Source organism: Azorhizobium sp. AG788 (assembly GCF_004364705.1).
Lineage (GTDB): Bacteria > Pseudomonadota > Alphaproteobacteria > Rhizobiales > Xanthobacteraceae > Azorhizobium > Azorhizobium caulinodans.
The window spans coordinates 48,337-71,553 of the sequence record NZ_SOBM01000004.1; the positions used below are offsets into that span (position 1 = coordinate 48,337).

General features: G+C 65.8%; 18 protein-coding genes and 1 tRNA gene. 15 read left to right on the forward strand and 4 right to left on the reverse strand.

The window, feature by feature from the left end:
* Positions 1 to 160 precede the first annotated feature (160 nt).
* The gene (locus DFO45_RS10905; RefSeq protein WP_133864887.1) at positions 161 to 3,637 is read right to left on the reverse strand and encodes an autotransporter serine protease; all 3,477 of its coding nucleotides are present in this window, start codon (positions 3,635 to 3,637) and stop codon (positions 161 to 163) included.
* Positions 3,638 to 4,347: 710 nt separating this feature from the next.
* Here DFO45_RS10905 and DFO45_RS10910 point away from each other — a divergent pair.
* A tRNA-Phe gene (locus DFO45_RS10910) sits at positions 4,348 to 4,423 on the forward strand.
* Between the two features lie 117 nt (positions 4,424 to 4,540).
* On the opposite strand, the gene DFO45_RS10915 is transcribed toward DFO45_RS10910, so the two are convergent.
* Positions 4,541 to 5,152, reverse strand: coding sequence for a TIGR00730 family Rossman fold protein (locus DFO45_RS10915; RefSeq protein ID WP_133865279.1), 612 nt, complete (start codon positions 5,150 to 5,152; stop codon positions 4,541 to 4,543).
* 207 nt (positions 5,153 to 5,359) lie between these two features.
* Between DFO45_RS10915 and DFO45_RS10920 the strand changes: the two genes are divergently transcribed.
* The 14 genes from DFO45_RS10920 to DFO45_RS10985 all read left to right on the forward strand — a co-directional run bounded on the left by DFO45_RS10920 (position 5,360) and on the right by DFO45_RS10985 (position 20,745).
* Positions 5,360 to 5,716, forward strand: coding sequence for a metalloregulator ArsR/SmtB family transcription factor (locus tag DFO45_RS10920; RefSeq protein ID WP_245518087.1), 357 nt, complete (start codon positions 5,360 to 5,362; stop codon positions 5,714 to 5,716).
* A gap of 43 nt (positions 5,717 to 5,759) precedes the next feature.
* The gene (locus tag DFO45_RS10925; RefSeq protein ID WP_012170035.1) at positions 5,760 to 7,682 is read left to right on the forward strand and encodes an ABC transporter ATP-binding protein/permease; all 1,923 of its coding nucleotides are present in this window, start codon (positions 5,760 to 5,762) and stop codon (positions 7,680 to 7,682) included.
* A gap of 129 nt (positions 7,683 to 7,811) precedes the next feature.
* Positions 7,812 to 9,560 carry a hypothetical protein gene (locus DFO45_RS10930; RefSeq protein WP_133864888.1) on the forward strand — a complete coding sequence of 583 codons (1,749 nt, stop codon included), beginning with the start codon at positions 7,812 to 7,814 and terminating at the stop codon, positions 9,558 to 9,560.
* A gap of 124 nt (positions 9,561 to 9,684) precedes the next feature.
* Positions 9,685 to 10,386, forward strand: coding sequence for a phosphatidylserine decarboxylase (locus DFO45_RS10935; protein ID WP_133864889.1), 702 nt, complete (start codon positions 9,685 to 9,687; stop codon positions 10,384 to 10,386).
* A gap of 7 nt (positions 10,387 to 10,393) precedes the next feature.
* On the forward strand, positions 10,394 to 11,209 hold the full coding sequence (gene pssA / locus DFO45_RS10940) for a CDP-diacylglycerol--serine O-phosphatidyltransferase (protein WP_012170038.1): 816 nt from the start codon (positions 10,394 to 10,396) through the stop codon (positions 11,207 to 11,209).
* Positions 11,210 to 11,430: 221 nt separating this feature from the next.
* Positions 11,431 to 12,057: a DUF1796 family putative cysteine peptidase gene (locus DFO45_RS10945; RefSeq protein ID WP_166657101.1), complete on the forward strand. Its 627-nt coding sequence runs from the start codon at positions 11,431 to 11,433 to the stop codon at positions 12,055 to 12,057.
* Between the two features lie 252 nt (positions 12,058 to 12,309).
* The gene (locus DFO45_RS10950; protein WP_133864891.1) at positions 12,310 to 13,932 is read left to right on the forward strand and encodes an ABC transporter substrate-binding protein; all 1,623 of its coding nucleotides are present in this window, start codon (positions 12,310 to 12,312) and stop codon (positions 13,930 to 13,932) included.
* Positions 13,933 to 14,271: 339 nt separating this feature from the next.
* Positions 14,272 to 15,285, forward strand: a complete 1,014-nt coding sequence (locus DFO45_RS10955; protein ID WP_133864892.1) for an ABC transporter permease — start codon at positions 14,272 to 14,274, stop codon at positions 15,283 to 15,285.
* On the forward strand, positions 15,282 to 16,175 hold the full coding sequence (locus DFO45_RS10960) for an ABC transporter permease (RefSeq protein WP_133864893.1): 894 nt from the start codon (positions 15,282 to 15,284) through the stop codon (positions 16,173 to 16,175). The genes DFO45_RS10955 and DFO45_RS10960 overlap by 4 nt, the downstream gene beginning before the upstream one ends.
* Positions 16,176 to 16,186: 11 nt before the next feature.
* A complete protein-coding gene (locus DFO45_RS10965) occupies positions 16,187 to 17,956 on the forward strand; it encodes an ABC transporter ATP-binding protein (RefSeq protein WP_133864894.1) in 1,770 nt (589 codons plus the stop codon).
* Between the two features lie 8 nt (positions 17,957 to 17,964).
* Positions 17,965 to 18,174 (forward strand): AtzG-like protein, encoded by a 210-nt coding sequence (locus DFO45_RS10970; RefSeq protein WP_133864895.1) that lies wholly within the window; start codon positions 17,965 to 17,967, stop codon positions 18,172 to 18,174.
* Complete coding sequence (locus DFO45_RS10975) at positions 18,171 to 19,586, forward strand: AtzE family amidohydrolase (protein WP_133864896.1); 1,416 nt, start codon at positions 18,171 to 18,173, stop codon at positions 19,584 to 19,586. Before DFO45_RS10970 ends, DFO45_RS10975 begins: the two co-directional genes overlap by 4 nt.
* Before the next feature lie 14 nt (positions 19,587 to 19,600).
* A complete protein-coding gene (gene hpxZ / locus DFO45_RS10980; RefSeq protein ID WP_133864897.1) occupies positions 19,601 to 19,990 on the forward strand; it encodes an oxalurate catabolism protein HpxZ in 390 nt (129 codons plus the stop codon).
* Positions 19,991 to 20,031: 41 nt separating this feature from the next.
* Positions 20,032 to 20,745: a GntR family transcriptional regulator gene (locus DFO45_RS10985; RefSeq protein WP_133864898.1), complete on the forward strand. Its 714-nt coding sequence runs from the start codon at positions 20,032 to 20,034 to the stop codon at positions 20,743 to 20,745.
* Positions 20,746 to 20,771: 26 nt separating this feature from the next.
* Here the strand turns inward: DFO45_RS10985 and DFO45_RS10990 are convergent, their stop codons facing one another.
* Positions 20,772 to 21,650, reverse strand: a complete 879-nt coding sequence (locus DFO45_RS10990) for a class I SAM-dependent methyltransferase (RefSeq protein WP_166657102.1) — start codon at positions 21,648 to 21,650, stop codon at positions 20,772 to 20,774.
* Positions 21,651 to 21,699: 49 nt separating this feature from the next.
* Entirely contained in the window at positions 21,700 to 23,187 is a 1,488-nt protein-coding gene (locus DFO45_RS10995) for a TylF/MycF/NovP-related O-methyltransferase (RefSeq protein WP_166657103.1), read from the reverse strand.
* Positions 23,188 to 23,217: the final 30 nt, after the last annotated feature.

Below are 23,217 nucleotides of genomic sequence, written 5' to 3' on the forward strand. Positions count from 1 at the left end.
CCTGAAAATTGCCTTGGGTCCCGGCGGAGCGTTCCGTCTCCCGCCCCGCACGGTGTGTGTCCGGTACGGGGCGGGAGACCGGGCCGCGGCCCCGCCCCGGGTCGCGGCCGCACCCTGAAGCGCGCTCCGGCCGGAGCGCGCCCGTTTCAGGGAAGGCCGGTCAGAAGGCGACCTTCAGATTGGCCTTGAGGGTGGAGTCCTGCGCATCCGCCGCCAGCACGCCGTCATAGGCGACCGAGGCGCTGACGTTGTTCGTGAAGCCGTAGGCCAGTCCCAGGTTCAGGGCGAGCGCATCGCGGGCGATGGGCGTGCCGGTGACGAGGAAGGGGTTGGAGCCCGCGAACCACATGGTCGCTCCGGTGGCGGTGTCGCCGAAGGCGTGCTGCCAGCCGAGCTTGGCGCTGGGCGTCAGCGTGCCGTTGCCGAGGGCGATGTCGGTGCTGACGCGGGCACCCACCGTGGTGAGGGTCGTCGTCGTGCCGAGCGTCGAGCCATAGAGCGCCACCGCGCCGCCGGTCTCCTCGAAGGCATCGAAGTCCTGCTTCACGTAGGCGACCGAGGCGAAGGGCGAGACCTGTGCCTGGTTGACCTTGAAGTCGTAGGACAGTTCACCGAACACCTGCGTGGTGTTGCCGTCCGCGCTGCTGCCGAGCTGGTTCCACAGGCCGGAGAAGGCCACCGTGCGGCTGGTGTCGATGTTGTTCCAGCTATAGGCGACGCCATACTTGGCGAGCAGGGCGCCGAAGCGGGTGGCACCATAGGCGGCGAGATCCGTATGGCTGTTGTCCACGCTGGAATTCAGGCTGCCAACATTGCCGGCCGACGAGCCGGTGCCGAGCGCAAGGCCGAGCCGCGTGTTGCCGAACACCTCCACGTCCGCGCCGCCGATGAAGCCGCTCTGCGTCCAGTCGAGCTTGTAGGCTCCGCTGCCGGAGGCATTGCCCCAGCCGCCATAGCCCGTGGCCCAGATGGCGATATCGAGGCTCTTGGAAAGCCGGGCGCTGTCGGTGCCGGCCTTGGCGGCGGCGGAGCCGTCGAGGCGGTCATAGATGGCCGAGCGCACCTGCCGGGCATCCTCGAACACCTGCGCGGCCGCGGAGGCATGGGCCTCGCCCGAGAGCTGGGCGAGGGCATAGGGCAAAGCGGCCGGGGTGAGGGTGTAGAGATTGCCGAACAGGAGGCCGGTGGTGCCGGCCATGGCAACGCCGGCCGTCGGACGGAAGCTGTCGAGCGCCGCGCCCGTGGCATTGGTGTTGGCGGTGCTGGCAAGGCCGTTCGCCGCCAGCGTGCCATAGGAGAGCGGCGTCACCACGAGGCTGAGGCTGGTGGGCGTGTAGAGCGCATCGAAGCGCGTGGAGGTGGGCAGGCCGCTCGCCGGCTGGGCGAGGCCCGAGAAGGAGCCGGCAAGACCGGCGCTCGTCTGGATCACCGTGTAGCTGCTGCCGAGGCTCGGCGTGTAGCTGTTCGTGGCGCTGCCGGTGATGCCGCGCAGCGTCGGCCTAATCGTGCCGCCGGTGACCGTCACCGTGCCGCTGGAGCCCGTTGTGACGAGGCGCGAGTAATTGCCCACGCCGGTCCCCGTTCCCGTGCCGTCGATGTCGGTCTGGAAGGTGGAGCCGGAGGCGAAGGTGACCGGGCCGGCCACCGTGAGGGTGCCGGGCGAGTTGCCGGGGGCGAGGCGGCCGGCGACCACCAGCGGGCCGTTCAGCGTGCCGGTGCCGCGCAAGGTGCCCGAGCTGCCGATGGCGAGCTGGGACGCAAAGGCGCCGTTGACCGAAAGCTGGCCGCCGATCACCGCCGTGAGGCCGGTATAGGAATTGTTGCCGGTGAGCGAGAGGGTGCCGGCGCCGTCCTTCACCAGATTGCCGGTGCCGGAGATGGCGCCGCTGAAGATGAAGCTGTCCGAGCGGTTGAAGGCCAGCGTGCCATTGTCCACCACATTGCCGATGATGGAGCCGGAGGTGCCGCCATTGCCGATCTGGAGCGTCCCGGAGCTGATGGTCGTGCCGCCGGTGTAGGTGTTGGTGCCGGTGAGGATGGTGGTGCCGGTGCCGGCCTGGACGAGACTTCCGGTGCCGGAGACTGCGCCGCCAAAGGTCAGCATGTCGGAACGCTTGAAGGCGAGCGTGCCGCTGTTGGCCACATTGCCGACGATGGCGCCGGTGGTGCCGCCATTGCCGATCTGGAGCGTCCCAGAGCTGATCGTCGTGCCGCCGGTATAGGTGTTGGCGCCGGTGAGGGTGAGCGTGCCGGCGCCCGCCTTCACGAGATTGCCGGCGCCGGACACCACGCCGCCATAAGTGAGCGCGTCCGAGCGGTTGAAGGCGAGTGTGCCGTTGTCCAGAACGTTGCCGGTGATGGAGCCCGTCGTGCCGCCATTGCCGATCTGGAGCGTGCCGCCTGTGATGGTGGTGCCGCCGGAGTAGGTGTTCGTGCCGATGAGCGTCAGCGTGCCGGTGCCCGCCTTGACGAGCCCGCCGGTGCCGGAGATGTCGTTGCTGAAGGTGGAGCTATAGCCCTTCGTGTCGAGCGTCGTCGTGGTGACGAACTGGCCATAGCCGAGCACGGCCTTGGCGGCGTTCACAAGGCCCCAGCCATAGACGTCGTCCACCCCGGGCGCGCCGAGGTCGGTCGCGGTGGTGAGCAGCGTCTGCTGCAGGTCATAGGCGGTGAACCAGGGGAAGGCTTCCTTGACCAGCGCCGCGACGCCGGAGACGACCGGCGTCGCCATGGAGGTGCCGGACTTGTCTCCATAACCGCCATCGGTGCCGGTTCCTTCGCCCAGCGTCACCGTGGAATAGATGGCGACGCCCGGCGCCACGAGGCACCAGTCCTTGGCGACGCCGCAGCGGTTGCTGAAATTGGCGATGGTGTTGTTCGCATCCACCGCTCCGACCGCGAGCCAGTTGTTCTTCAGCTCCGGCACCAGATAGGGCATGCCGCCGAGCACGTCCGGACTGGACTGGGCCTCATTGCCGGTGGCGAACACCATCAGCGTCCCGGCCGCCGCGGTCGCCCGCATGGAGGCGAGCATCGTCGGATACAGGGAATCGACCTCGGCACGCGTATATTCGGTGACGTTGCACTTGTCGGTCGGGCGCCGGACGCAGTCGTTCAGGCCGAGGCTGTTGTTGACGATGGGCACATTCTGCGCAGCGATGTAGGTCCAGGCTGCGGAAAAGTACGTGTCCGGATTGTTTGTGCTTTCATTATAGATGACCGGAAGGATCTTGGCGTTATAGGCGACGCCCTGCATCTCCGTGCCGTTCCGTGCGGCGGCGATGATACCGGCCACATGCGTTCCGTGCGCTGGCGAGCTCGCGTCCGTATCGTGATCCTCATTGAGCTGGATCGGCACATTGTTGGCGAAGTCATAGCCGGGCACGATCCTGCCGGTGAATTCCGGATGCCGCGTATCGAGGCCGCTGTCCACCACGCCAACCGTCACGCCGGCGCCGGTGAAGCCGAGCGCATAGGCTGCGGCCGCGTTCACCTGCGCCAGGGCGCCTGAGCGATAATATTCGGGGGTCAGGAACGAATTGGCGCTCTGCGCGAGGGCCGGCTGGGCCAGCAGGCTCAATGCGGTCGCGGCAAGGAGATATTGCAGGCGCTTGGCCAGAACGGAACGATTGGGCATTTCTGCATCCACTGCGGGGTGGGGATGGTATTGAAAGCTATTCAACTGTCCGCCTGCGCAAAGTGCGGCTGCATATCAAGACTTGGGTCGGCTCGGCCCAAGTCGTGATCTCGACAGTCTGAAGCTGCTACTCAATGTCTAGCTACCTCGGCCATGGCGGTGTATCGCGTCAAGGGGGCGTTGCCGGTCATTGTTGTCGCTGTTTTTCGGAAAGCCGCACGGAAACAGGATTTCCCGGTGTTATCCATGTGTACTCGACCCGAAAAGTGCCGCCTGCCGCGGGTCTCGGAGGCGCGCTTCGGAGCGGTTGCGGATGGGAGCGCGGTTGGGGTGAACGGCACGACTGGCCTCCGCCGGCGCCGCGGGAGAATGACGGCGCTCTGCCCCAGAGCCTCATGACGATACCGAGACGGGGGATCCCTGCTTAAGGCCGGAGGAACTGCCATGCGGGACGGGCGGGGCGCACGGGATCGCCGCCGCAGGGCCCATCGTCGCTGCGAGAAAATCGGAAGCCTTTGCGGACGGTTTCAGGTGGGTCGCGGGGCGGCACTTGCGTGGGAATTGCGGCTGAATATGTTGCGATTGCTGGGGTTTTCGGGCACTTGCCCGACGAAATATCCACAGGCTGCACGTTGCCGGCGCCCTCCTATGGACAGGCCCGGCCGTACCTTCTATACACGCGGCTCTGAGGCGGTCACGCACCGCCCGGCGCCCAGGTAGCTCAGTTGGTAGAGCATGCGACTGAAAATCGCAGTGTCGGTGGTTCGATTCCGCCCCTGGGCACCATCTCTCTTCTGAAAATCACATATCCCTAAGCGCGAGCGTTTACGTTATCGTAGCTGATCGGTTCAGCCCGGCCGTCGTGCGCGTCCGCCGGCGCGGGGCCGGCGGGAGATCACGCGCTTACATGCGGGCGACGGCTTCCGCGTCGCCCGGCGTGTGGAGGGTCGTCTCCGAAAGGGGCGCCACGGCCCGGCGCAGCATGGGCAGGATTTCGGACGCCTCGTTCGCCACCAGCAGGTTCACCGGCGCCGCGTCGCGGATGAAGGCGCTGTCGCGCATGTGGTCCAGCAGCTTGAGGAAGGGATCCCAGAAGCCGGCCGTGTTCAGCACCAGGATGGGCTTGGCATGCTGGCCGAGCTGGGCCCAGGTCAACTGCTCCACCAGTTCTTCCAGCGTGCCGACGCCGCCGGGCAGGGCGACGAAGGCATCGGCCCGCTCGAACATCAGGCGTTTGCGCTCATGCATGTCCTGCGTGACGATCAGTTCCGCCTTGTGGGCGAAGGCCCGTTCGCGGGAGATGAGAAATTCCGGGATGATCCCGGTCACCTCGCCTCCGTTCAGCGCCACAGCGGACGCGACCTCACCCATGAGACCGATGCCGCCGCCGCCATAGATAAGACGGATGCCGTTGTGTGCGAGGTCGAGCCCGAAGGCGCGGGCCTCGGCGACGAAGCGCGGGTCGGCGCCCTTGGACGCGCCGCAGTAAACACACACGCTGTCGATGGTGGCCATGGTGCCGTCTGGGTCTTTGGGGGCTTGCACGTTCATTCTCCGGCCATCTTAGCGGACCGGCTCCTTTCCGAAAGAGTGGCGGCGGCAAGGGCCAAATGACATCGCCGCCTTGTGAATGTCATCTTTATCGTCTATCGACGATCAACGATGATGATGCCCCCTGCCGATGACGTGACCATGAGTGCCGCGGACGACACCCTCGCGACAATGCTCCGCGCTCTTGGCCATCCCGCGCGGGTCGCTGTGTTGCGAACACTCGCGCGGCAGGAGGGTTGCATGTGCGGCGAGATCGTCCGGGGCCTGCCTCTGGCGCAATCGACTGTCTCGCAACACATAAAGATCCTCGTCGAAGCGGGCCTCGTGCGTGCCGCGCCGAACGGCACGCGCATCTGCTACTGCCTCGACAAGGCTAAGATTGCCGCCTTGCGTGACGATGTCCTTGCGCTGTTCGCGGCTCTCGAACGACCCAGCCCCGCTGAGACCGGAGAGGGAGCGCCGCCTGCGGCCGCTCCCGAGACCGCCCCTGCGGGCGATATGACTGTCAAAGTGGGTACCCATGACTGATCTTTCAACACCGGGGCCTGCGGCCGCGGCCTCCCGCCGCCGCATGTTCAAGGGCGTCTCGGCGGCCCGCGGCGCGCTCGGCAAGACCATTGCGGCGCTCTGGCCCTATCTCTGGCCGGTGGGCCGGCCGGACCTGAAGCGCCGGGTGATGGCGACGACCGTCCTGCTGTTCCTCGCCAAGTTCGCCACCATGGCGGTGCCCTTCATCTTCAAATGGGCCACCGACGCGCTGGCCCATGTGCCGGACGGGCAGGGCGACCCCGACATCTCGTGGCTGCTGGCGGCTCCCGTCCTTCTCACGCTCGCCTATGGCTTCAGCCGCATCGTGATGGCGGGCATCACGCAGCTGCGCGACGGCATGTTCGCCGCCGTGGCGCTCCACGCGGTGCGCCGGCTCGCCACCGAGACCTTCGAGCACATGCACGCCCTGTCCCTGCGCTTCCATCTGGAGCGCAAGACCGGCGGCCTTACCCGTGTGCTGGAGCGGGCCCGCGAGGGTATCGAGACCATCGTGCGGATGCTGGTGCTCCAACTCGCGCCGACCATCGTCGAGATGGTGCTGGTGCTTGCGGTTCTGCTGTTCGCCTTCGACTGGCGCTATGTGGTGGCGGTGTCGCTGACGGTCGCGCTCTACACCTGGTTCACCTATGCGGCCAGCGAGTGGCGCATCGCCATCCGCCGGGACATGAACGAGAGCGATACCGAGGCCAACACCAAGGCGGTTGATAGCCTGCTCAACTACGAGACAGTGAAGTATTTCGGAGCGGAGACGCGCGAGCGCAACCGCTACGACCGTTCCATGGCGCGCTACGAGCAGGCGACGGTGCGGACCTTCACCTCGCTCGCGTGGCTGAACGCCGGGCAGGCCTTCATCTTCACCCTCGGCCTCACGGCGGTGATGGTCATGGCGGCCTATGACGTGCGCGCCGGCCGCCAGAGCCTGGGCGCCTTCGTCATGGTCAATGCCATGATGATCCAGCTTTACCAGCCCCTGAACTTCCTCGGCATGATCTATCGCGAGATCAAGCAGGCCATCGTGGACATCGAGGCGATGTTCGCGGTGCTGGCCCGCGATCCCGAGATAGAGGATCGGCCGGACGCGCCGGCGCTGAAGATCGCAGGAGGCACCGTCCGCTTCGAGGACGTGCGCTTTGCCTACGACCCCGACCGGGACATCCTCAAGGGCGTTACCTTCGAGGTGCCGGCCGGGCGCACGCTCGCCATCGTCGGTTCGTCCGGCGCGGGCAAGTCCACCATCTCGCGCCTGCTGTTCCGCTTCTATGACGTGAAGGGCGGGCGCATCACCATCGACGGGCAAGACATCCGTGATGTTTCGCAGGACAGCTTGCGGGCCGCCATCGGCATGGTTCCGCAGGACACCGTGCTGTTCAACGACACCATCGCATACAACATCCGCTATGGCCGGGCAGACGCCACCGAGGCAGAGGTGGAGGAGGCGGCGCGTCTGGCGCAGATCGACGCCTTCATCCGCGCGACGCCGAAGGGCTACAAGACCGAGGTGGGCGAGCGCGGGCTGAAGCTCTCGGGCGGCGAGAAGCAGCGAGTGGCCATCGCTCGCACCATCCTGAAGGCGCCGCCCATTCTGGTGCTCGACGAGGCGACCTCCGCGCTCGACAGCCATACGGAACGGGAGATCCAGGACGCGCTCGACCGCGTGTCGCGCGGCCGCACGACGCTGGTGATTGCCCATCGCCTCTCCACCGTCATCAATGCCGACGAAATCCTCGTGCTCTCGCAGGGGCGTGTGGCCGAGCGGGGCACGCATCCGGAGTTGCTCGCCAAGGGCGGTCTTTATGCTGCCCTCTGGCAGCGCCAGCGCGAGGCGGACGACGCCCGCAAGAAGCTGCTGGAGGCGGCCGCCTCACCGGAGCCGGAGGCCGAGCCGCAGCGGGAGGAGCCGCATCTCGTGGCGCATCGCGAAGAGGAGCCGAGTTCGGCCGTCTGACACCGCGCTGATTGCCCCGCCCGCCATAGCCGGTGTGGACGCCCGCAGGCGTGCAAGATTGGAACAATCCCACTTGCACACAAGACGGGCTCCCATGCTATGCGGTAAATTCGTGCGGTGGGTGTCCCCGTGATTGATCGCTTCTATTTCCAGTCGGACCAAGCGGGCCCCAGATTGCGGATCGGCCTGCTGGTCGATGGCGATCACGTTCCGGCCTTTGCGGCGGCGGTGATCGAGCACATTCGCGCGTGCGATTTCGCCGACATCGTTCTGGTGGTGGAGCGCAAGGACGGACAAAGCCAGCTTGCGGAAAAGCTCAGCTGGCTTAAGCGCGCGTGGCGCGTCCTGCGCACCAAGGCGCGCCGGCGCACCTTCTGCTACGCCCTCTATACCAGGCTTGAGGAGAAGCTCGCCCGCAACCCGCAGGCCGATCCTCTGCGCATGGTGGATGTGAGCCATGAACTCTCGGACATTCCGCGCCTCGTGGTCGAGCCCCAGGCGAGCGGCTTTGTCCATCGCTTTCCCGCCGAAGCGGTGGAGACCGTGCGGGAATACAAGCTGGACGTGCTGCTGCGGTTCGGCTTCAACATCCTCAAAGGCGATATTCTCACAGCCGCGCGCTGTGGGATCTGGTCCTACCATCACGGCGATCCGGAATTCTATCGCGGCGCGCCGCCGCAATTCTGGGAGATGGCCGAGGGCAATCCGCGCTCCGGCGCCGTGCTCCAGATCCTCGATCAGCATCTGGACGGCGGGACGGTGCTGGAGAAGGGCATCTTTTCCAACGACCTCTCCATTTCCGTCCGGCGCAACCGGATTACGGTCTTCTGGGGCTCCGTCCACTTCGTCATCGCCCGCCTGAAGGTGCTGCACGAGCAAGGGATCGAGCATCTGCTGGCGCAGGCCTATCCCGCCGTGCCCTATCGCGGGCGGCGGGTCATCTACCGGACCCCATCCAACGGCGAGTTCCTGCGCTGGTTTCTGGGCACGCTCGCCTGCAAGCTGCGCCACAAATTCGGTCCGCGGCAGGTGGAGCACTGGCAGATCGCGGTGCGCCGTTCGGGCACAACCTTCGCCGTGCAGCCCGAGCGCGGCAGCGTGGACCTGTCTGGATTCGCATTCGTGCCGTCGCCCAAGGGCCTGTGCTACGCGGATCCGTTCGTGTTCTGGCACCACGGCCAGCCTTACGTCTTCTTCGAGTGCGACAGTTATCGGGGCCAGCCGGCCATCATCAGCGTGGCGCAGATCGGTGCAGACGGCATCGGCCCTGTCTCCCCCTGCCTCGCCTTGCCCTTTCACCTGTCGTTTCCCCAGGTCTTCGAGGCCGAGGGCGAGATCTTCATGATGCCGGAGAGCCTAGAGGCCGGGGAATTGGCGCTCTACCGGGCCGTGGCGTTTCCGCATCACTGGGAAAAGGACCGGGTGCTGTTGCAGGGCAATGTCGTGGATGCGGCACTTTGGCAGCAGGACGGGCACTGGTACCTGTTCGCCACCGTCGTGGATCTGCGCAGCCGCACCTCCAGCCTGCATCTGTTCTTCTCCGAGACGCTTCACGGCCCGTGGGAGCCGCATCCGGAGAACCCCCTGTCCTATGACGTGCGCCGGGCGCGCGGCGCGGGTGCGCTGTTCCAGCGGTCGGGAAAGCTGTTCCGGCCAAGCCAGGACGGGTCCGGCAGCTACGGGCGGGCGCTGGAGTTCAACATGGTCGATGAACTGTCGGCGGGCCACTATGCGGAACACGTCGCCCTTGTCGTGACGCCGGACCATGTGCCCCGGCAGGGCAAGGCGGTGGCGACCGGGGTCCACACCTATCACGAGGCGGGAGGCATCGAGGTGATCGACGCCAAGTTCCGTGTGCCGGCCCGCCGGGTGCTTTGACGCCGGATCGGCGCGGGGTAGGGCTGCCACATGGCTGCCCTCCGCGCAGGATATTTGACGCCGGAGCGCCCCGCCACTACCTCTTGGCGCCAGAAAAGCCCTCGGGGCGCATCCGGAGACACGCGTGTCCGTTCTCACCTCCATCCGCAAGTCGCTCGTTCCGATCCATCGCGAGGGCTATCCCTTCATCGCCATTGCGGTCGTGATCGCCATCGGCCTCCTGTCGGTGTCCACCTTCTTCGGCATGCTGGCGGTGGGCCTTGCCATCTGGACCGCGCTTTTCTTCCGCGATCCGCAGCGCGTCACGCCGCTGCGCGAGGGGCTCGTGGTGGCGCCGGCGGACGGGCGTATTTCCCAGATCGGCCCTGCACTTCCGCCGCGCGAGCTTGGCCTCTCCGAGGTGCCGCTGCTGCGCATCTCCATCTTCATGAACGTCTTCAACGTCCATGTGAACCGTGCGCCGGTCACCGGCCGCATCGAGAAGATCGCCTACAAGCCGGGCCTTTTCCTCAATGCCGAGCTCGACAAGGCGAGCGAGGACAATGAGCGCAACGGCCTCATCATCCACGGCCCCAACGGTGTGGTGGGCGTGGTGCAGATCGCGGGCCTCATCGCCCGGCGAATCGTCAGCTTCGTGCATGAAGGCGAGACGATCGGCGCCGGCGAGCGCTTCGGCCTCATCCGCTTCGGCTCGCGGGTCGATGTCTATCTCCCCGTGGGCACGCGGGTTCTCGTCTCCGAGGGGCAACTCACCGTCGCCGGCGAGACCATCCTCGCCGATTACGACGCCGCACCCACCCGTGACATCGCCTTCCGGGTCTCGTGAGGCTGAGATGACCCTGCCTTTCCCGCCCTTCGACCCCAACGGCCAGAGCACGGAGCGGCCGCGCCGTTTCGCCCGCATTCCGCTGCGGCTGCTGCTGCCCAACATGGTCACCCTGCTGGCCCTGTGCTCGGGCCTGACCGCAGTGCGCATGGCCATCGAGCACCGCATGGAACTGGCGCTGGCGGCCATCGTCTTTGCGGCTCTGCTGGACGGCGTGGACGGTCGGCTGGCGCGGGCGCTGAAGGGCACCTCGCGCTTCGGGGCAGAGCTGGACAGCCTCGCGGACTTCGTGAATTTCGGCTGCGCGCCAGCGCTCATCCTCTATCTCTGGGGGCTGGACGAGGCGGGCTCGCTGGGCTGGATCGGCGCCCTCATCTTCGCCATCTGCGCAGCACTGCGGCTCGCCCGCTTCAACGTGATGCTGGATGATCCCAACCGTCCGGCCTTCACCGCCGACTTCTTCACCGGCATTCCGGCTCCGGCAGGCGCCATCACCGTGCTGCTGCCGGTTTATCTGGAACTCCTCGGCATTCCGCACGTGACCCTGAGTGCGCCCATGGCGCTGATCTATTGCCTCGCCATCGGCGTGCTGATGATCTCCAAGGTGCCTGCCTGGTCGGGCAAGACGCTCGGCAAGCGGGTCCGGCGGGATATGGTGCTGCCGCTGTTCGTGCTCTTCGCGGTGTTTGCCGGGCTGCTGGCCAGTTACCCCTGGTTGGTTCTGTCTGTGTGCAGCGTTCTCTATCTCGCCATGTTGCCGCTCTCGGCGCTGCGCTACCGACGACTGATGGCAGAGCACGTGGCGGGCTTGCCGCCGCAATAGAAACGTTGTCGTGACGGCATGCTGTCGCAAATTCGCCGTCCGTTTTGGGCTGCGCCGCAATTTCGTGCAGTGGCGCAATGGTCCTGCAAGCATGGCAAAAGGTTAGGGTTGCGAATGTCGCATGCACTTTGCTCGCGTAAACGCGCGCAGCTCGCGACTTTGTCCTGGGTGCCTTGCTCCTGGAAATGATGTTCACAGATCGGGGTGTAGAGGAAGGCCGAATGCGTTACGATCATTATATTTCTCTTGGCCGCAACTGTGAACCTGCATTCCAGTTCCGTCGGGTCTTGCAGGAAGACCGATCTGGATTCTTTTCGTGGAATGTTACTGAATTCAATTCACTCATATCTATACTCGATTCCGATTTTTCGAACGTTGTCCAGCCCGGAAATCTGATCTACGAAGGGAATGGTAATTTGGTAAGGGATAAGTCCCATGATTACCATTTTCATTGGGTGGATGCTGATCTTTCGGAGATTCACGGTGAGACGGAGGCCTTGAAAGCTCATCAATCCAAGGCGCTGTATTTGATTAAAAAGTTTAAAACGGTTCTTTCTTCCACGGAATCCAAGGTGTTGTTTTATACGACCGAGGAGTCTGATGTGCGAGAGCGGGCTGAGAAGGTGGTCTCCCTGTTGCGCGAGAAATTCCTGGCGCGGAATTTTAAGCTGGTCGTGCTTCAGCCCATGACACACCGTGAAGATGATTGGGGCGTGCCTTCCATTGCCAATCGGTATCTGGATCGCTTTGCCCCATGGGCGGATGCGACCGATGGCCATGTTAGAAGCTGGGATGCGGTTTTTCGGGAGTTCCCCCATCGGGATCCCATGCATTTGGCGGGCTTTTAGCGGCTCCGTCCCTCCTTGGCTCCCTCTCCGGAGGGGGCCAAAGGCGGCGACAAGGTGCGTATCTGCCTATATCTGCATGCAACGAAAAAAATATGCTCAATTTTTGATCTGTTTATGTCGTTTCTCTCCGGGCATGAGCCGCTACGAAAATATCTAACATAATGTATAATAAGCGTTTTCAGGTTTTAGTATGCAATTGGCATAGTGCTTGAATGGTTGGGCGAGGCCGCTTTCAGACGGGGATCCTTGCCTATGAACCGCCGTGAGTTTCTCACTACCGCTTCCGCCACCGCCGCTGCTGCCGGCGCCGCCGTTTCCGCGCCCGCCGTCTTCTCTCCCGCCAAGGCGCAGGCGCGGTCCGAGACGCTGCTGATCGTCTCCGAGAGCGGGCCGAACAATCTGGACATCCACGGCGTCGGCACCAACGTGCCCGGCTATGAGGCGAGCTGGAACTGCTACGACCGCCTCATCACCCACCCCATGAAGGACGTGAACGGCACGCCCTATTACGACCGCGACAAGTTCGAGGGCGAACTGGCCGAGGACATGAGCATCGGCGACATGTCGGTGACGTTCAAGCTGAAGAAGGACGCCATCTTCCAGGACGGCACGCCTGTCACCGCCAAGGATGTGAAGTGGTCGCTGGACCGCGCCGTCTCCGTCGGCGGCTTCCCCACCTTCCAGATGAAGGCGGGCTCGCTGGAGAAGCCCGAGCAGTTCGTGGTGGTGGACGACCGCACCATCCGCGTCGACTTCATCCGCAAGGACCGCCTCACCATTCCTGATCTCGCGGTGATCGTGCCCTGCGTCATCAATTCCGAGCTGGTGAAGAAGAACGCCACCGCGCAGGACCCCTGGGGCCTCGAATACACCAAGCAGAACACCGTGGGCTCCGGCGCCTATAAGGTGACCAAGTGGACGCCGGGCACGGAAGTGATCTTCGAGCGCTTCGAGAACTGGAAGGGCGGCCCGCTGCCCAAGGTGAAGCGCGTGATCTGGCGCATGGTGCCGTCTTCCGGCAACCGCCGCGCGCTCCTAGAGCGGGGCGATGCGGACATCTCCTACGACCTGCCGAACAAGGACTTCGCCGAGCTGAAGTCCAACCCCAAGCTCAACATCATCTCCACGCCCTATTCCAACGGCGTGCAGTACATCGGCATGAACGTCACCAAGCCGCCCTTCAACAATCCGAAGGTGCGGCAGGCGGTGGCCTATGCGCTGCCCTATGAGAAGATCATGGAAGCGGTGCTGTTCGGCCTCGCCAATCCCATGTTCGGTGCACCGGCGGATTATCAGACCAAGGTCGCCTGGCCGCAGCCCACCAAATACAGGCCCGACATCGCCAAGGCGAAGGCGCTGCTGGCCGAGGCGGGCTATGCGGATGGCTTCGAGACCACGCTCTCCTTCGACCTCGGCTTTGCCGGTGTGAATGAGCCTCTGTGCGTGCTGGTGCAGGAGAGCCTCGCCCAGATCGGCATCAAGACCACCATCAACAAGATCCCTGGCGCCAACTGGCGCACCGAGCTGAACAAGAAGGAGCTGCCGCTCTTCACCAACGTCTTCTCGGGCTGGCTGGACTATCCGGAATACTTCTTCTTCTGGTGCTACCACGGCTCCAACTCGGTCTTTAACACCATGAGCTACCAGTCTGCGGCCATGGATGCCTTCATCGACGGCGCCCGCGCCGCCGCCGCCAACGGCGACAAGGCGGCCTATGATGCGGACGTGAAGGGCATGGTGGACCTCGCCTTCGCCGACGTGCCGCGCGTGCCGCTGTTCCAGCCGTATGTGAACGTCGCCATGCAGAAGAACGTGACCGGCTACGAATACTGGTTCCACCGCCGGCTCGACTACCGCGCGCTCCAGAAGGGCTGAGGCTGCCTGCTGGGGTAGGGGTCGCGCGCCACGCGCGTCCCGAATGCCCCCTCCCGACCCTCCCCCGCAAGCGGGAGAGGGCTTTCTCGCTCAGTCTTCCTTGGCTCGCCCTCGCCGTGCGCGCGACAGGCCCCCTCTCCCGCTTGCGGGGGAGGGCTGGGGAGGGGGAACGGGCCGGGAAGAAGATTCCAGGGGCTGGACCAGAGCCCCATCGCGCGCTCGCCGGATCGGCGGGCACGCATCTTGCTCCTGCGGGGGAGCGGGCCGGGAGGCGGGCGCGGCGGCCTGTCTTCCGGTTCCCCCGCCGACCGCCCCATGGACAACCATCAGGAGGGTGCCGTGCTGAAGCTTATTGGCAGCCGTCTCGCCACTGCGATCCCGAGCCTCATCGGCGTCGTCATCGTCACCTTCCTTCTCACCCGCGTGCTGCCGGGCGACACGGCCGCTTATTTCGCAGGCCCCGCGGCGACGCCGCAGGCAATTGCCGAAATCCGCACCAAGCTCGGGCTCGACAAGCCGCTGCCGGTGCAGTTCGTGGACTATGTGTCCGCGCTGGCGAAGGGCGACCTCGGGTCTTCTCTCTCCACCGGCCAGCCGGTGTCGAAGGAGATCGCCACCCGCCTACCGGCCTCCGCCGAACTCACCCTTTCCGGCCTCATCCTCGCCCTCGTCATCGCCGTGCCGTTCGGCATCGCGGCCGCCGTGAAGCAGGGGTCTTGGATCGACCACGCCTGCCGGCTCATCACCACGGCGGGCGTCTCGCTGCCGGTCTTCTTCACCGGCCTGCTGCTGGTCTATCTCTTCTATTTCCGCCTCGGCTGGGCACCGGCGCCGCTGGGGCGGCTCGATGTCTTCTATTCCGCGCCAGACACGGTGACGGGCTTCTATCTCATCGACAGCCTGATCGCCCGCGACGGCGAGACCTTCCGCGCCGCGCTGGCCCAGCTCGTGGTGCCGGCGCTGACGCTCGCCATCTTCGCGCTGGCGCCCATCGCCCGCATTACCCGCGCCTCCATGCTTCAGGTGCTCTCCTCGGAATTCATCCGCACGGCGCGGGCGGCGGGGCTGACCTCCAAGACGGTGATCGTCACCTATGCCTTCCGGAACGCCATGCTGCCCGTGGTGACGACGCTGGGCATGGTCTTCTCCTTCCTGCTCGGGGCCAATGTACTGGTGGAGAAGGTGTTCGCCTGGCCCGGCATCGGCTCCTATGCGGTGGAGGCGCTCATCTCCTCCGATTTCGCCCCGGTCCAGGGCTTCGTGCTCGCCATGGCGATCCTCTACGTCGTCCTCAACCTCGTGATCGACCTTGCCTACGGCATCATCGATCCGCGCGCCCGGAGCGAAGCATGACCGCCATCTCCTCCGAACCCGCCCGCCGCCGCGCCTCCGGCGGCCTTTCGGCGACGCTGAAGCACGCCCAATATGTGATCTCTGACAATCCGGTCACGGGCCTCGCCTTCTTCATGCTGCTGGTGCTCGTGGTGGCGGCGCTGATCGGCCCCTTCATCGTGCCCTATGACCCGCTGGCCTCGGACACGGTGAATGCGCTGAAGCCGCCGACTGCCGCCCACTGGTTCGGCACCGACCAACTCGGCCGGGACATCTTCTCCCGTGTCATCGTGGCGACGCGGCTTGATCTCGCCATCGCGGTCTTCTCGGTGGCTCTCGTTTTCGCGGCGGGCGGCATCGCCGGCATTGCGGCGGGTTTCTTCGGCGGCTGGACGGACCGGATCGTCGGGCGCATCTGCGACACCATCATGGCCTTCCCGCTGTTCGTGCTGGCCATGGGCATCGTGGCGGCGCTGGGCAATACGGTGACGAACATCGTCATTGCCACGGCCATCATCAATTTCCCGCTCTATGCCCGCGTGGCGCGCTCCGAGGCGGCGATCCGGCGGCAGGCGGGCTTCATTCAGGCCGCCCGCCTCACCGGCAATTCCGAATGGCGCATCCTGCTCACGCAGATCCTACCCAACATCCTGCCCATCATGATGGTGCAGATGTCGCTCACCATGGGCTACGCCATCCTCAACGCGGCGGGGCTCTCCTTCATCGGCCTCGGCGTGCGCCCGCCCACCGCCGAGTGGGGCATCATGGTGGCCGAGGGCGCGACCTTCATCGTTTCCGGCGAATGGTGGATCGCGCTGTTTCCGGGCCTCGCGCTCATGTTCGCCGTCTTCTGCTTCAACCTGCTGGGCGATGGTCTGCGTGACATCGTCGATCCCCAGCGTCGCACGTGAGGACCGGACCCATGCACGGCGTCATCGATCCCGCCCTGAAGCAGGCCCCCGCCGAAGAGGCGCGCGGCCCCCTGCTGGAGGTCCGCGACCTCACCGTTGAATTCGCCACGCGCCGGGGTCTCGTGCGCGCGGTGGAAAAGGTGAACCTCACCCTCGCCAAGGGCGAGACCCTCGGCATCGTGGGCGAGAGCGGCTCGGGCAAGTCCGTCACCTCTTATACGGTGATGCGCATCCTCGACCGCGCCGGGCGCATCGCCGAGGGCTCGATCACCTTCTCCGGCATCGATGTGGCCCATGCGGACGAGCGCGCCATGCGTGATCTGCGCGGGCGCGAAATGTCCATGATCTTCCAGAATCCGCGCGCGGCGCTGAACCCCATCCGCACGGTGGGCCAGCAGATCGGCGACGTGCTGCTCCAGCACGTGCAGGCCGAGCCGCGCAACGTGAAGGAAAAGGTCATCGACATCCTCAACCAGGTGCGCATCGCCCGGCCGAAGGAGCGCTATCACGCCTATCCGTTCGAGCTGTCCGGCGGCATGTGCCAGCGCATCGTCATCGCGCTGGCGCTCGCTTGCCGGCCGCAATTGATGATCGCCGACGAGCCGACCACGGGCCTCGACGTCACCACCCAGAAAGCGGTGATGGATCTCGTGACCGAGCTGACGCGGGCGCGCGGCATGTCCACCATCCTTATCACCCATGATCTGGGCCTTGCCGCCGCTTATTGCGACACGGTGATGGTGATGGAGAAGGGCAAGGTGGTGGAGACCGCCCCCGCCGAGCAGATCTTCCGCAACCCGCAGCACGCCTACACCCGCAAGCTGATGCGCGCGACGCCCCGGCCGGGGATCTCGCTGCGCGATCTGCTGCCGGCGGAGGAGGGGGCGCAGTCCACCGCTACGCCGGCCACGCCAGCGGCGGAAGCAGCCTCGTCGCCCGGTGAACCCCTGCTCAAGGTGGAGAACCTGCTGAAGGAATATCCCCGCCAGGGCGCCCCTTCCACCTTCCTCGCCAAGCTCACCGGCAAGGCGCCCGACCCGAAGGACCTCATCTTCCGCGCCGTGGACGGCATCTCCTTCGAGGTGAAGAAGGGCGAGAGCGTCGGCCTCGTGGGCGAGAGCGGCTGCGGCAAGTCCACCACCTCCACCATCGTGATGCGGCTCATTGACCCGACCTCGGGCCGCATCACCTTCGATGGGCAGGACATCGGCGCCATTCCGGCCCGCAGCTTTGCGCACCATCCGCTGCGCCGGCGCATCCAGATGGTGTTCCAGGACCCCACCGAGAGCCTGAACCCGCGCTACACAGCCTCCCGCGCCATCGCCGACCCGCTGCTGCGCATGGGTGGAATGGGTGGCATCGGCGGCGGCTCGGCGCTGGACGACAAGGTGGAGGAACTCGCCCGCATGGTGGGCCTGCCCCTCGACCTGCTGGACCGCTTCCCCCACCAGCTCTCCGGCGGCCAGAAGGCCCGCGTCGGCATCGCCCGCGCCATTGCCCTCAAGCCCGATCTCGTCATTCTCGATGAGCCGACGGCGGCGCTGGACGTGTCCGTGCAGGCGGTGGTGCTGAATCTTCTGGAGGAGCTGAAGCAGACGCTCGGCATGAGCTATCTCTTCGTCTCCCACGATCTGCACGTGGTGCGCCTCTTGTGCGACCGCGTCATCGTCATGCGGCAGGGCCGCGTGGTGGAGGAGGGCACCTCGCAGGAGGTGCTGGAGGCGCCCAAGGACGCCTACACCCGCGAACTCATCGCCGCCATTCCCCATCCGCCCGTGTGAGGTGCCAGATGTCATCCAAGCCGGACCTGCCGCCCGTTCCCGATGCGGCGCTCGCGCCTCTGCTCGATGGCGCGATTGCCGCCTTCAGCCTCACCGTGGAGCCGGACTGGCACAAGGAGGCGCTGGCCAATCTGCGCTTCATTGCCGACGCCGCCCATCTCGTCCTGTCTTATGAGCTTGGCGACGAGGCCGAGCCGGCTGCGGTCTATCGCCCATGAACGCCCCGTCCTCCGTCGCCGCCGGCTACGCCACGGCGCCCTCCGCCGAGATTGCCGCCGCTGTGCGCTCAGGCGCTGTGAGCGCGCGGGCGGTGGTCGATGCCGTGCTCGCCCGCATCGCCGCCGTTGATCCCAAGGTCAACGCATTCACCGACGTCACCGCCGCCCGTGCCCGCGCGGCCGCCGATGCACTGGACGCCCGCCGCGCGGCGGGCGAGACGCTGGGACCGCTCGCCGGCGTGCCCTTCGCGGTGAAGAACCTGTTCGACATCAAGGGCCTGCCGACCCGCGCCGGCTCGCTGATCAACCGCGAGCTTTCACCTGCCGGCCACGACGCGACGCTGATCGAGAAGCTGGAGGCGGCGGGCGCCATCCTCGTGGGCGGGTTGAACATGGGCGAATATGCCTATGACTTCACCGGCGAGAACGTCCACGATGGCCCCTCGCGCAATCCGCACGACCTCGGCCACATGACCGGCGGTTCGTCCGGCGGCTCGGGCGCGGCGGTGGCGGCGGGGCTGGTGCCGCTGACGCTGGGCTCGGACACCAACGGCTCCATCCGTGTGCCGTCGTCCCTGTGTGGCATCTTCGGCCTGAAACCCACCTATGGCCGCCTGTCGCGCGCCCATTCCTTCCCCTTCGTCTCGGCCTTCGACCATCTCGGCCCCTTCGCCCGCTCGGTGGAAGACCTCGCGCTCGCTTATGACGCCATGCAGGGGGGCGATGCCGCCGACCCGGTGCAGGTCGAGCGCCCGCTGGAGCCGACGACGTCCGCACTGGGGCAGGGCATCGCGGACCTGAGGATCGCGGTGGCCGGCCGGTATTTCCGCCAGAAGGGCATGCCGGAAGCCTTCGCGGCGGTGGACCATGTGGCGGCGGCGCTCGGCGTCTCGCGCACGGTCGAGTTGCCGGAGGCGGCCCGCGCCCGCGCGGCAGCCTATGTCATCACCGCCGCCGAGGGGGCGAGCCTCCATGCGGAGAGGCTACGGACGCGGCCGCAGGATTTCGACCCGGCCGTGCGGGACCGTCTCATAGCTGGCCTTGCCATTCCGGCCGCGTGGGTCGCCGGCGCGCAGCGCTTCCGCCGCCATTTCCGGGCGCGCATGCTGAAGCTGTTCGAGGAGGTGGACGTCATCCTTGCGCCCGCCACGCCCTGCCGCGCGCCGAAGCTGGGGCAGGCCACCATGGTGCTGGACGGCGTGGAACTGGCGGTGCGGCCGAACCTTGGCATTTACACGCAGCCCATCTCCTTCATCGGCCTGCCGGTGGCGGCGGTACCCGTGTGGCTCGATGGCGGCCTGCCCATTGGCGTGCAGGTCATCGCCCCGCCGTGGCGCGAGGATCTGGCGCTGCGCGTGGCGTATCATCTGGAACAGGTCGGCGCCGTGCGCGCGCCGGTGGCGCAGGTTTGAGCGGGAGAGGCGTTGTGGAGATCAACAATCCGGCCGTCGTGGCCGAGGTGGAAGCCGCGTTCGCCCGCTATGAACAGGCGCTGGTCACCAATGATGTGGCGGTGCTGGATGAGCTGTTCTGGGATGACGCCCATACGATCCGTTATGGCGGCGGCGAGAACCTCTACGGCATCGAGGAGATCCGAGCCTTCCGGAGCGCCCGTTCCCCTCAGGGCCTGATGCGGACGCTGGCCGGCACGGTCATCACCACCTTCGGCCGCGACTTTGCCACCGCTTCCACTCTGTTCAGCCGGGAGGGCATGGTCGGCAAGGTCGGCCGCCAGCAGCAGACCTGGGTGCGCTTTCCCGTCGGCTGGCGGGTGGTGGCGGCCCATGTGAGCGTCATTGCCGAGCCGATTGCGTAACGCGTTTTCACCCGCCTGCGAGTGCTTTAGCCTTGTCCTCCATGTCCGGTTCCCTGCCAGAGGCCGTCACGGCCCCTCCCGCTCAACGCCCCCGCCGGCGCCGCACCGCCAGCCGGGCGGTAACGCGCACGGAGGAACTGCGTCTCCAGATCGCGGATGACATCGTGCGCGGCCGGATTCTGCCGGGCACCGCGCTGGAGGAGATGGAGGTCGCCAAGCGCTATGGCGTCTCGCGCACGCCGGTGCGCGAGGTGATCCGGGATCTCGCCGCCTCAGGCCTCGTGGAGACACGCCCGCACCGTAGCGCGCTGGTGGCCAAGCCCTCGCTCGATCGCCTGCGCGGCATGTTCGACGTGATGGCGGAACTGGAGGCCCTGTGCGCCGGCCTCTGTGCCGTGCACATGACCAAGGCCGAGCGGGGGCAACTGGAAGCGATCCACGCGGAACTGGCAGACCTGACCCGGCGGGGCGATGAGGCCAACTACACCTTCCTCAACGACCGTTTCCACACCTTCCTCTATGGCGGCGCGCACAACGCCTATCTGGCGGAGATCACCCTCGCCACCCGCGCGCGCCTTCAGCCCTTCCGCCGCGCCCAGTTCCGCAACCTCGGCCGCCTTGCGCTCTCTTATGCGGAGCATGACACCGTCGTGCAGGCCATCCTGCGCGGCGACAAGGCAGAAGCGGCCAGTGCCATGCGCAGCCACATCCTGACCGTGGAAGTCGCCTACGAGCGCTATGCGGAAGGGGTGTGAGGGGCGCTCGGATGGCCCCCTTGTCCTTACGCCGGCTTGCGGAGGATCAGCACATCCTGGAAGGTCGGGAAGCGACGGCGTACGTCCGCGATTTCGAAGAAGCGGGACCAGGTCTTCTTGAGATAGTCGAGCTTGTAGAAGACATTGGACGCGTAAGACCTATCCGAGTGCCAGCGCAGGACCATCCGGTCGCCCACAAAATTGCGCTGGGCATCGAGTTTGGTCGCGGCTTCCGGGTGGGACATGGTCGGGTTCCAGAGCGGCCAGTCCGTTGTCATGTCCTGCAGCGTGAGCTCGCTGTGCACCGTGATCCAGGCCACGCCACCGGGCCGCAGAATGCGGCGCAGTTCCATCAGCCATGCGGTTTCCAGCGCTTCGATGTGGGTGAAGACACTATAGGCCGAGACGATGTCGACCGAATTGTCCGGCAGCGGCAACGACGGGATCGAGTGGTTCTGAAACACCGTGCAGTTTGCGGGAAGGTAGCGGTTGCACCATTCCACGTGCAGGCGGTTGATGTCGCATCCCAAGGCGCGCATGCCCTGCCGCTCGTGGGCCATATGGCGTAGGACGCGGCCCGACGCGCAGCCCATGTCGAGGTAGCACTGAGGATCGACACCAAGCTGGGCTGCGGCCTCAAGGAGGTAGCGGGCATCGGCCAGGCCGCTCGCCCAGTAGCTGAAATGGTCGGGTCCGTAATAGCCTTCCCGGTCGCTCGTCAGCGGCAGTGGTGCGGTATCTCGCTCTAGCGGGGCCTTATAGTCCAGCGCCGTCCAGTCCCCCAGCCGGGAATCGGTGGCGTGGTAATCGCGCGCCGGACCCAGGACCTCGAAGCTGGGCTCCACGTCCGAGTTCAGGCAGACGAGGTTTTCCCAGATCATCGGCTTGGACGTCTCTGCACTCATGATGGTCTCGTTCCTTGGCTCGTACTGGCCTAGGGACGGAACTCGCCGCCTAGGTGGCGAGATCCGTGTCGGATGGCAGGTACTTGGCGAGGTGCGGCAACCAGACGGGGAAGATGTTCTCGTCCTGAATATGGTTGAAGATCGTGACATTGCCGCGCCAGGCAACGCCGAGAATCTGCATGGTGTTTATCACGCGGGTGGAAAAGCCCGCGTCGCGGTACACGGCGAGGCCCGCCTCCACATGGGGCGAGGTCATGTCGTGGAACATCACCACGGCATCCGGCGCCAGGAAAGGCAGCACGCCGCGTGCGTCATCGGCGGGGGCGGTGCCATCGTGCAGGCCGTCGATGAAGGCAAACGACCAGGGCTCCGGCCGGCTGGAGTAAACCTCCTCGAGCATCTGCGGCGAGTAGCCGCCCCAGAGCCGGTAGGTGCCTTCGGTCTGGACCTGAGCCAGTGACGCATCGACCTGACGCAGCCGTTCGTCCCGCATGAGCTCCGGGTCGATGCAGTCGAGATGGAGACCGGCGGCCAGAATGTGGGCAGCCGTCCAGCCGTAATGGGTGCCGACTTCCAGTCCGCGCTTACCGGCGAACTGGCGGGCGATCTCATAAAGGCAGGCCGCCTCTTCCACCGAGGCGTTCCCGGTGACATAGGGGGTGTCGTTTCGGCTGTCCGAACGCCAGATATGGGGAACTTGCGGCCTCAGATACGGCCACTGCACCGCATAGGGGTTCTGGGGGACTGCATCCGGGAAAATGGGCTTCAGGTCGGGCGGGGTGAGGCCGGGCGGGATATAGTCGTATCGGGCGATCTCGACGTTTTCCTTCTGCTCGGCTTTGACCGCGCCCCGGCCCGTATAGTCGATGCTCCAGAGCATCGGCCGCGCATAGCCCGTCTCCGGATTGGCGAAATATTCCTCCACCGCCTGCTTCGCCCCGGCCCAGTGGCCGTAGTCGTCGATAATGAGAATGCCGCGATGCGCCAGACGCGGATACAGATGTGTCAGCTCGGCCAGCGTGCTGTCATAAAAGTCCGTGTCGAGCCGCAGCAAGGCGATCCGCAGCGTCTGAACGCGGGGAAGCGTCTCCGACACGTCGCCCTGGACCAGTCGCACCAGCCGCATGTCATAGCCGGTGCTCTTCATCGCTTCATAAACGGCGTCGCGCGGCGCCGCGGCGCGCACCAACTCGGCGATGTCCGGACCTTGCGAGCCGGCCATCAGATCGTTCGCATGTAGGCCATGCAGATCCACGTCCTGGGATCCGGGTGCGGTCATACCTTCAAAGGTGTCGAACAGGAACAGTTCCCGGTGCCGCTCGCCCCGGGCCAGAAGCGTGAGCGCAATCAGCATGGAGGAACCGCCACGCCACACGCCGCATTCGACGAAGCTTCCGGGAATGTCGCTGTCGATGACGGTATTGACTGCGGTCCAGAGCGCAAAGCCGCGTTCGGGCGATGTCATCGTAAAGGGCTGAACGCGGGTCCAGATTTCCGCAAATTCCGGGTGGGCGTCGAAATCGAACGTCGAAGGCATGCCATATTCCAGTTGCGATAGGCGAAACAC

Coding starts and splice junctions, on each gene's coding strand:
- DFO45_RS10905 (WP_133864887.1), bottom strand. CDS start 3,637: ATGCCCAATCGTTCCGTTCTGGCCAAGCGCCTGCAATATCTCCTTGCC.
- DFO45_RS10915 (WP_133865279.1), bottom strand. CDS start 5,152: ATGGCCACCATCGACAGCGTGTGTGTTTACTGCGGCGCGTCCAAGGGC.
- DFO45_RS10920 (WP_245518087.1), top strand. CDS start 5,360: ATGCTCCGCGCTCTTGGCCATCCCGCGCGGGTCGCTGTGTTGCGAACA.
- DFO45_RS10925 (WP_012170035.1), top strand. CDS start 5,760: ATGTTCAAGGGCGTCTCGGCGGCCCGCGGCGCGCTCGGCAAGACCATT.
- pssA (WP_012170038.1), top strand. CDS start 10,394: ATGACCCTGCCTTTCCCGCCCTTCGACCCCAACGGCCAGAGCACGGAG.
- DFO45_RS10945 (WP_166657101.1), top strand. CDS start 11,431: ATGCGTTACGATCATTATATTTCTCTTGGCCGCAACTGTGAACCTGCA.
- DFO45_RS10950 (WP_133864891.1), top strand. CDS start 12,310: ATGAACCGCCGTGAGTTTCTCACTACCGCTTCCGCCACCGCCGCTGCT.
- DFO45_RS10960 (WP_133864893.1), top strand. CDS start 15,282: ATGACCGCCATCTCCTCCGAACCCGCCCGCCGCCGCGCCTCCGGCGGC.
- DFO45_RS10965 (WP_133864894.1), top strand. CDS start 16,187: ATGCACGGCGTCATCGATCCCGCCCTGAAGCAGGCCCCCGCCGAAGAG.
- DFO45_RS10970 (WP_133864895.1), top strand. CDS start 17,965: ATGTCATCCAAGCCGGACCTGCCGCCCGTTCCCGATGCGGCGCTCGCG.
- DFO45_RS10975 (WP_133864896.1), top strand. CDS start 18,171: ATGAACGCCCCGTCCTCCGTCGCCGCCGGCTACGCCACGGCGCCCTCC.
- DFO45_RS10985 (WP_133864898.1), top strand. CDS start 20,032: ATGTCCGGTTCCCTGCCAGAGGCCGTCACGGCCCCTCCCGCTCAACGC.
- DFO45_RS10990 (WP_166657102.1), bottom strand. CDS start 21,650: ATGAGTGCAGAGACGTCCAAGCCGATGATCTGGGAAAACCTCGTCTGC.
- DFO45_RS10995 (WP_166657103.1), bottom strand. CDS start 23,187: ATGCCTTCGACGTTCGATTTCGACGCCCACCCGGAATTTGCGGAAATC.